Annotated in this window: 8 protein-coding genes; 3 read left to right on the forward strand and 5 right to left on the reverse strand. The window is 45.9% G+C overall.

Going from position 1 to position 8,295, the window contains the following annotated elements; genetic code table 11:
* Together RMO79_RS17885 and RMO79_RS17890 are read right to left on the reverse strand one after the other, a co-directional pair.
* Window positions 1-525 (reverse strand): DUF3177 family protein (locus RMO79_RS17885; RefSeq protein WP_310484599.1); only part of this gene is annotated, 525 nt, incomplete at its 3' end.
* A gap of 159 nt (window positions 526-684) precedes the next feature.
* The gene (locus tag RMO79_RS17890; RefSeq protein WP_310484600.1) at window positions 685-1,173 is read right to left on the reverse strand and encodes a DUF4079 domain-containing protein; all 489 of its coding nucleotides are present in this window, start codon (window positions 1,171-1,173) and stop codon (window positions 685-687) included.
* A 224-nt stretch (window positions 1,174-1,397) separates the two neighbouring features.
* Here RMO79_RS17890 and RMO79_RS17895 point away from each other — a divergent pair, with 224 nt between their 5' ends.
* Both RMO79_RS17895 and RMO79_RS17900 read left to right on the forward strand, forming a co-directional pair.
* Window positions 1,398-2,360 (forward strand): hypothetical protein, encoded by a 963-nt coding sequence (locus RMO79_RS17895; RefSeq protein WP_310484601.1) that lies wholly within the window; start codon window positions 1,398-1,400, stop codon window positions 2,358-2,360.
* Window positions 2,361-2,417: 57 nt separating this feature from the next.
* Entirely contained in the window at window positions 2,418-3,422 is a 1,005-nt protein-coding gene (locus RMO79_RS17900) for a MoxR family ATPase (protein WP_310484602.1), read from the forward strand.
* A 108-nt stretch (window positions 3,423-3,530) separates the two neighbouring features.
* Here the strand turns inward: RMO79_RS17900 and petN are convergent, their stop codons facing one another.
* The gene (petN, locus tag RMO79_RS17905; RefSeq protein WP_295613425.1) at window positions 3,531-3,620 is read right to left on the reverse strand and encodes a cytochrome b6-f complex subunit PetN; all 90 of its coding nucleotides are present in this window, start codon (window positions 3,618-3,620) and stop codon (window positions 3,531-3,533) included.
* Window positions 3,621-3,724: 104 nt separating this feature from the next.
* Window positions 3,725-3,898, reverse strand: coding sequence for a hypothetical protein (locus RMO79_RS17910; protein ID WP_310484603.1), 174 nt, complete (start codon window positions 3,896-3,898; stop codon window positions 3,725-3,727).
* Between the two features lie 313 nt (window positions 3,899-4,211).
* Here RMO79_RS17910 and RMO79_RS17915 point away from each other — a divergent pair, with 313 nt between their 5' ends.
* Window positions 4,212-6,380, forward strand: coding sequence for a tetratricopeptide repeat protein (locus tag RMO79_RS17915; protein WP_310484604.1), 2,169 nt, complete (start codon window positions 4,212-4,214; stop codon window positions 6,378-6,380).
* A gap of 54 nt (window positions 6,381-6,434) precedes the next feature.
* Here RMO79_RS17915 and RMO79_RS17920 read toward each other — a convergent pair whose 3' ends face one another.
* A complete protein-coding gene (locus RMO79_RS17920; RefSeq protein WP_310484605.1) occupies window positions 6,435-7,745 on the reverse strand; it encodes a hypothetical protein in 1,311 nt (436 codons plus the stop codon).
* Window positions 7,746-8,295: the final 550 nt, after the last annotated feature.

An 8,295-nucleotide genomic window follows, 5' to 3' on the forward strand; every position in this document is an offset into this window, starting at 1 on the left:
GAGAAACTCTGGCTTGGAATTGGCATGGAAAAATTTGTAATATAGCCAAGATGGTTGGAACCACGACTGACAATAAGCGGTGGTAGTACCGCTAACAGCACACGATAGAAAGGGTATCACCGCGATCGCGCTCAAGGTACAATAGATGCTAGTTGCCCACCGCCAAGCTAGAAAGCCCAATTTGAGCGGACGCTCTGGTAAATCGTTGATTTCTTCGTTAATATCCGCCCAAAACCACAGCGATAGAGGAATTAATGCTTGCCCGACAAATCCAGCAATAAAACTCAGCGGTGACGAGCCAATCTGGAGATATACCGCGATCGCAAGTAAACTAGCTACCCGCCAATAGATAATTAATAAGCTCTGGATGACGATAGTTTTTTGAGCGAATGCCCACAGGAGTAGAATCAGTGGCATTAGCACTGTAAAGATTACCGCCAATCGGAAATCCATCCAGATTAACGGTTGAAACCATAATTCAGCTTGATTAGACATTCGATCGATCTCAAAATAGGTAGTTTGCACCCGATCGTGGGTTGTCTATTAATACCCTTCCCACTTCAGCGGTTTTGCTTTCACAATATTACCCTAATGGGGGTGCGGGGGGTGTGGGAGGTGTGGGAGGTGTGGGAGGATTTTGGATTAAAATTTATCCAGTCCCCCAGTCTCCCCGCCCCCCCCGCTCTAAATCGACAAGCCCAATTTCAATCCCATCAACGCGTGAACTATCATCACTACGAGAATGCTACTACCGAGGTAGGCGTGGGCTTTGCGGAGTTCGGGTTTATTTCCACCAAATCCGGTACTAGAAATAACGCTGTTAATTGCTAGTAAGGTAAGAACGACGATCGCTGTCAGGAAGTGAGAACTGCTCATGACGGCGTGTTTTTGGATGACTAGGGATAGGACACCACCAGTCGCGCCGATTGCCATAAAAGCGAACATGACGGGCATAATTTTACTATGCTCTGCCTTGCTAACGATCGCGGCTTTAGGATCGCTCTCGGTTAATACTCTGCCTTTCCAACCAGCATAAGCACCATATCCACCCATTGCAAACATGACGATGCTCATAAAGAAGGGATGCCCCCAGTGAGTCAGCGGTTCGGGGAGATCGAGCGCGCGAAATTGACTGGCGATCGGTTCCAGTAGTTGTGTTAAGTTTTCACCCATAATATCCAATAGTATGCTCTCTCTAAAATGATGCCGATCGCTATTGTACATGGGAGTTATCCTATTTTGAGTGCTAGGTGTGTCCCGATTAAGGTAACTATTTGTACTAAGGGAAAGCCATTTGACTACCTCTCTCCAAAACGATCGCACTGTGAGTCTATCTTTAGCCGATCGATTGGGTACTCTAATTCAGAGTGAGTACGCGAGAGATTGGTGAATCGAGCATGAAAGGAAATATAGAGCGGGTAGCGGCAATAATGCCTCCACCCACAGCCGGGGACTCCAGCGCACAGCTAGCTAGCAACCCCAACACCCAACCACAGTTATTACGCAAGTTAGGGACAGCAGCAGATTGCCAACTCCGACAGCTAGTTGCAGGCAATCCCAATACCCCGCTCGATCTGCTCTGGCAATTGGGCATCGACTTTCCTGAAGTCATTCTCGCTAACCCCATCTTTGAACTGCTGCAAATCGAGCAGCCCCATCTAGTTGCCCAAATTCCCGCCGCTACACTGACTAGTTTGTTGCAATGCGAAGGAGTTCCCAAGCGGTTTATGGAATACGCTGTCAATCAACAAGACTATAGCCTGTGGTTGGCGGTAGCTTATAATCCCCATACTCCAGGCGAGTTACTCGAAAACTTGGCGCGCAAATCTCGCGCACAAGATCGAGAATTGATCCGTGCTGTTGCCGCACACCCAAACACGCCGACTCATGTCTTAGCCCAAATCGTCAATATCGGTGGCAATGTCGCTCAAATTGTCGCTACCAATCTCCAGACTCCAGTGCCGATTCTGGAACAAATTTTACGTAAATACGGACAAAGTAGCGATCCGACATTTGCTACTCTCATAGCACTTCACCCGCAGATCGCAGTGCAATTGCTAATCCAGATGAATTTAGCACCGAGTGACGCGGCAGCTCGATCTTTGTGGTTGGCAAAACAGAGCGCGACAGATGCCGATACGCTCGGCAAATTAGCAGCGACAGATTGGCATGTCTTACATTTAGCGATCGTTCGCCATCCAAATACACCAAGTCAAACGATCGATCTGATTTGGCACAAAATGGTAGCAGCTCGGACTGAATGCCCCCTAATGGATCGGCTCATTTACGATTCATTCGTCATTAACGCTCATACCTCTGCGCAACTACGGGAAGAGTTACGCAAACTATTGAAATGGTGATGCTTGCCCATCTGCTCCATTTATCTTCCCTGCTAACTAACTAACACCTGCGCGCCCATGCATCCCCACGATCTCAAAACTTATCTTAATTGTCTGATTGCCAATAATCTCCAACTCAGTACGATGATTTGGGGCGCGCCGGGAATTGGCAAATCTAGTATCGTCAGACAAGTCGCCATCGCCCATCAACTCGAATTTATCGATATCCGCTTGAGTCAATTGGCTCCAACCGATCTGCGGGGGTTGCCCGTTGCCGAACATGGTGTTTCCAAGTGGTTTCCACCAGAATTTTTACCCCAACAAGGACGCGGGATTTTATTTCTCGATGAAATTAATATGGCTCCGCCAGCCATGCAGGGGATGGCACAGCAGTTGATTTTAGATCGCTGTGTAGGGTCGTATATCGTCCCTGACGGGTGGTTTGTATGGGCGGCAGGAAATCGTAAGGAAGATCGCGCGGGGGTGTTTGACATGCCCGCACCGCTGGCTAATCGGTTTTTGCATTTACAGGTAGAGCCAGATTTTGAGAGCTTTAAGACTCATGCGATGGGGCACGGCATTCACGAGCAAATTATTGCGTTTTTATCTTTTCGCCCCAGCTTGTTATACAAAATCGATTCGCAACAACCAGCTTGGTGTTCGCCGCGATCGTGGATGATGGCAAGTAGTTTACACGATCGCGGTCTGGATTTAGCACCCGCGATCGGGGTGGCTGCTAGTGCTGAGTTCCAAGCTTTCGTCCTCACTTATCGGCTGTTACCCGATCTGGTATCCATCTTAGAAGGTAATGGCGATCTCATTCCCTTTCCTAGCGAACCTTCCGCTCGCTATGCCACGACTACTGGTTTGACGATTCACGCGGCGGCGGATGTCGATCGTGCTTATCATGCTTTCCGCTGGCTCGCCCACGCAGCTACCGCTGAGTGGGTACAGTTATTTGTATCGGATTTGTTTGGCTTAATGCGATCGAGTGGACAATTAGGCGCACTGGCAATCTTGATTGAAAAAGATCCGGCAATTCAGAAGTTTTTACAAGATTATCGACAATTAGTATCGATGTAGCCTAACTTCAGTCGCGCCAACAAAAGAAGCTGACGTTACATACTTCAAAACCCAACACTAGGTGCTGGGTTTTGACAGGTGGGGCTGATTTGCGATTTTTATGTTTGATTAGAAGCCGTTACGACCCCAAACAACCATTGAAATCGACCAAGTAAATAGTACTAATAGTGCGACCCAGCCTAGAGTAAGAATATCCATAGTTGTATTTAGAAGTATATTTTTATGTAAGACGCGCTCGCCTTAACCTTTTGAGGTTAATTCGGACATTTAAATCTAGCTTTAAATTATATCAGAACCAGAACCTATAAGCAAACCGCTGCTACAATCCAATCGGGAATACCATTACCATCGATATCGGTTTGAATTACCGTTGTGGCTTTGGGCAATTGCAGATCTTCATTAGCTCTAACTGCTGGAGTAAATAAACGACCGATCGAGATCGAAATTGCGATCGTATGAGTAATCTTAAAGTTCATATCAAAACTAATTAGCTTAATACATTAAACCTTTCCCCTGTTACCTTGTTATTCGATCGGCTCATCGCGATCGATTCCAGTATAGCCATCTCCTGCCATTAAACCTAACCAGCGATCGTGCATTAAGCGAATGGATCTCACCCAATACAATGATTATCGATCTTTAATATCATCCAGATACCCAATTAATGACGGTACATTGCTGACATAATACACGATCTATCATCGATCGGCACAATAGCAGTATCGCGATCGATAAGCTCTCGATAAATTTAGACTAATATTAATACCATCACGAAATAATTATCTGCTCATGTCATCCAAAATCTCGTTGTGGGTAGGACTATTAGGCATCGCTGCTACCATTCCCCTCGTCCAAACGATCTCCGTTGCTAAGACTTCGCTCGAAATTAGTCGGACAGCCAAAGCCATCACCGTCCTTATTACCGAACCACAGAGTCAAGGTTCTGGAGTCATCCTGCAACATCAAGGCGATATATATACAGTCCTCACCGCCGCTCATGTAGTCAAAAACAAAGGTAAAGTTGACTATAAAATTACTACGCCAGACGATCGATCCTATCAAGTCATCAGTAGCTCGATCCGTACCTCTCCAGGAAATATCGATTTGGCAGTAGTCAAGTTTAAAGCTACGACCAATTATCCTACCGCCAAATTGGGGAATTGTAATGTCCTAGAGTCAGGGGTTGATTTATATGTAGCAGGATTTCCAGCTACAACTAGAGTCCTGACTCAATCAGTACTAGTATTTAGGGAAGGCAAAGTCTCCGCTAATAGTAATAAAGTATTCGATGCTGGTTATTCCCTGATTTACAGTAACGATACTCTACCAGGAATGAGTGGTGGCCCGGTATTGAATACTGAAGGGGAACTAGTCGCCATCCACGGTAGAGGCGATCGCGAGCAAAGCAACGGTGAAACACCAGGGAAAAAGACCGGATTCAATGTCGGCATCCCCATCAACCGCTTCGCGACAGTAGCCAGTAACATGGGTATCGAATTAGGTGGACAAGTCGCACCGATAGTTAAAGACACTACGCCAAAAGCGGATGACTATATTGCCTCGGCAGCACAAAAAAGTCGCAAAAATGATTATCGCGGCGCATTAACCGATCTCAATCGTGCCATTGGGATCGATGCCAACAATGCCACAGCCTACAGCAATCGTGGCACGCTCAAATACGATAAGCTCCAGGATACACAGGGGGGACTAGCCGATCTCAATCGCGCAATCTCACTCAACCCCAAATTGGCTAGTGCCTATGACAACCGTGGTTTTTTGAAATATTACAAACTACGAGACATCCAGGGGGGATTAACCGATCTCAATCGCGCTATTGAAGTCGATCCTAACTATGGGAGTGCCTATAGCAATCGTGGTTATCTCAAAGCCGATAAACTCAAAGATATCCAGGGTGGGTTAGCAGATTTTAATCGGGGCATTCAGCTAGATCCCAATGACTCAGATGCTTATAGCAATCGTGCCTATCTCAAATTCAATAAACTCCAAGATCTCCAAGGATCGTTAACCGACTACAAACAGGCAATTCAACTCAATCCCAATAATGCTCTTGCTTATAGCGGTCGCGGGATTCTCAAAGAAGAAAAACTCAATGATTTAAAAGGTGCATTGGCTGACTACAATCGGGCAATTCAACTCGATCCTAATTATGCGGTTGCTTATACTAATCGCGGTCTTCTGAAAGCCAACAAACTCCAAGATATCCAAGGTGGATTAGCCGACATTCAGCGGGCAATTCAACTCGACTCTAGTAATACAGAGATTTACAATGCTAGAGGTAATCTGAAACTAGAAAAACTCAACGACGTTCAGGGGGCATTAGCCGATTATAACCGGGCGATTCAACTTGACACTAAATTTGCATTTGCCTATATCAATCGAGGTAATCTGAAAGAGAACAAACTTAAAGATATTCAGGGAGCATTAGCCGACTATAATTTGGCTATTCAATTCGATCCCGATAGTGCCCTAGCTTATAACAGTCGTGGTGTACTGAAACTAGCTAAACTCCAAGATGTTAGGGGAGCATTAGCCGACTACAATTTGGCTATTCAAAGTGACCCTAAATTTGCACCAGCATACTCTAATCGCGGCCATCTGAAATTGAATAAACTTGAGGACATCAAGGGTGCCCTAGCAGATTACGATCGAGCGATTAAACTCGATCCCAATTATGCCTTTGCCTATGACCATCGTGGTTTTCTAAAAGTAGTTAATCTTCAAGATTTTGATGGTGCATTAGCAGATTACAATCGAGCCATTCAGCTAAATCCTAACTTGGCTAGTTCTTATTTTGGTCGCGGTGTAGTTAAGCACGATCGATTGAATAATAAATCTGGTGGAATTAAAGATATGCAAAAAGCTGTCAAACTATTTAAACAACAGGGCGATAGCAAAAACTATCAGTTGGCAATCGGTCTACTAAAAAAATGGCAATAGGTGAGTAGAAAATCCAATCTGAGTGGGTACATCGAAATCGCACCCACTAATAAACTATTTCATAATCCCATCGCGATCGATTCCAGTATAGCCATCTCCTGGCATCAAACCCAACCAGCGATCGCTCTGAGGAGTGAGGAATAAGCGATCGTAAACGCGAGCGTTCAGACTGTCAAGATCTGTCGAGGCAGATCCGATTAACCATTCGTGAATTTGACTGTGAAGGCGATATTCATTGCGAATGCTATCGATCGCGATTAATTTTTGAAACTTGGTTATTAGTTCGGGGATGGGGTCGATATTCGCGTTCTTATCTTTAGCTGTGAGGCTGGCTAGTTGCGGTTGTTTGCGGCGCATGAGTTGGAGACTATTTTCGGCGAGGACAGCATCTTGCTGGTGCAATTCGCCCAATTTAGCCCAAAGTGCATCGTCAGTCGATCGTGCGAGCAGATCGGACTGCTGCGAAAATGTACTGGTGCGTCGCAGAATGGGTAATTCAATGCCACTTTTGGTGACAGCAACGTTACTAGCGACGATGGCGGATGGATTACTACCTGTCGATCGAACCGATGTGGAGATCGGGGTGAGACTTACGCCCAATTTAGCTAGATCTTGTTTCCAGTTTGCCTGGAGATTGGTAAGTTGGTTTTGGTGATAGGTATCGATCGCATTTTGGCGATCTTTGTCGGCTAACTGATGATATTTAGCAACAAATTCCGCACCTTGAGTCAGATGGCGGTTGAAGGCTTGAGGTGCATATAATCCGGGGAGTCCGTCGATCGGTCGTCCGGTTTTGTCTAAAATATAGTGAATGCTATTTCCGGTAATCGTTTGTTGTAGCTTGCGCCCATCGCCGAAATCGATGGTGATTTTGGGTACGGGGCGAACCGATTGCCAGTGAAGGACGTATTTATCGCGCAATAATTTGGCGATTTCGGGGTGTGAGTAGAGGGTAATTCTAAAAAAGCGACTATTGGCACAGCTCAACTCTTCATCGAGATTGCCCAACAGCCGCAGGGATAAAATCGGCTTATTACTAGCAGCGGCGGCTTGTTTGGCTTTGTCGAGATCGGTGTACCAATATAGTCGCGAAGCTTCGCAATCGCGCTGTTTGCAGATTTTATCTAGGGTTTGAGTTAATTCTTGCCAGCGGGGATTATCGGGTTGGGTACGCAATCCCGCCATTTCAGTGCCATTGATTTTTAAAAACTGCTCGATACCGGGATATCCTTGCGCTCTCAATCGATTGATTTGGGCGTTGCTAGTTGTCTGTGTGGCAAAAACTGGAGTTGCAAAGCTCAGTGCCATGATTCCACCGATCGATAGTAAAGTTGAAAGCGCGATCTGCGAACTGATATTTGCCATCGTACCTATGATAACTGCTGTTTAAGTAAGACTACAGCGGCGATCGAACTGGTTCCCGAAAATTCTTCCCCACCTGTGTTAAAAACCCGAATGGCTCGAAAATCCGCAATCTGGGAATTAATTGGGGGATAATTAGATCGGGATCGGAGCTTACAATCGACAAATCTAGTCGATCGCCGTGTTAGAAGCAAGGATGATTGTATCGTTCGACAATAGTTAACGCAAGTTGCTAGCCATAACCAAGGTTAAAGATTTGGGTATTAGGTATTAGGGATTGGGTATTAGCGATGGGATAAAACCTAGAACCTCATAGCTGTCTTGAAAAGGTGCTCTACTTGCGGCTCACCTTTGGACGGGTTCCCCGTCAAAAAGGGTGAGACAGCGGCGTTTTTATTCGGGGGTTCCCCCCCCAAAAGAAAACGACAAGATAAGACAGGGGAAACAAGCGACGTTTTGGGGGGAAGCTTCCCCCCAAAATCTCGCGCCCCAAGACCGCACATTTCGCTAAAAACTAACACCCATCTTACTGAAAAACCATAACTAGCAACTT

It is taken from the genome of Chamaesiphon sp. VAR_48_metabat_403, from assembly GCF_031422475.1.
Classification (GTDB): Bacteria; Cyanobacteriota; Cyanobacteriia; order Cyanobacteriales; family Chamaesiphonaceae; genus Chamaesiphon.

What these genes read in the sequence shown, in the direction of transcription:
- RMO79_RS17915 (WP_310484604.1), top strand. Translation starts at nt 4,212, where the DNA reads ATGTCATCCAAAATCTCGTTGTGGGTAGGACTATTAGGCATCGCTGCT.
- RMO79_RS17890 (WP_310484600.1), bottom strand. Translation starts at nt 1,173, where the DNA reads ATGGGTGAAAACTTAACACAACTACTGGAACCGATCGCCAGTCAATTT.
- RMO79_RS17895 (WP_310484601.1), top strand. Translation starts at nt 1,398, where the DNA reads ATGAAAGGAAATATAGAGCGGGTAGCGGCAATAATGCCTCCACCCACA.
- petN (WP_295613425.1), bottom strand. Translation starts at nt 3,620, where the DNA reads ATGGATATTCTTACTCTAGGCTGGGTCGCACTATTAGTACTATTTACT.
- RMO79_RS17920 (WP_310484605.1), bottom strand. Translation starts at nt 7,745, where the DNA reads ATGGCAAATATCAGTTCGCAGATCGCGCTTTCAACTTTACTATCGATC.
- RMO79_RS17910 (WP_310484603.1), bottom strand. Translation starts at nt 3,898, where the DNA reads ATGAACTTTAAGATTACTCATACGATCGCAATTTCGATCTCGATCGGT.
- RMO79_RS17900 (WP_310484602.1), top strand. Translation starts at nt 2,418, where the DNA reads ATGCATCCCCACGATCTCAAAACTTATCTTAATTGTCTGATTGCCAAT.